The 216-nt window shown below is 59.7% G+C and carries 1 rRNA gene; it reads left to right on the top strand.

Annotation, left to right across the window (positions count from 1 at the left end):
• Positions 1 to 216 (top strand): 16S ribosomal RNA (locus AAC854_RS24940); the annotation flags it as partial.

Below are 216 nucleotides of genomic sequence, written 5' to 3'. Positions count from 1 at the left end.
AAGAAGCTTGCTTCTTTGCCGGCGAGCGGCGGACGGGTGAGTAATGTCTGGGGATCTGCCCGATGGAGGGGGATAACCACTGGAAACGGTGGCTAATACCGCATAACCTCTGGGGAGCAAAGTGGGGGACCTTCGGGCCTCACGCCATCGGATGAACCCAGATGGGATTAGCTAGTAGGCGGGGTAACGGCCCACCTAGGCGACGATCCCTAGCTG

The sequence above is a fragment of the Xenorhabdus entomophaga genome (assembly GCF_037996725.1).
Classification (GTDB): domain Bacteria; phylum Pseudomonadota; class Gammaproteobacteria; order Enterobacterales; family Enterobacteriaceae; genus Xenorhabdus; species Xenorhabdus khoisanae.
Note: the sequence above shows the minus strand (reverse complement) of the source record. Positions and strands in the feature narration are given on the sequence as shown.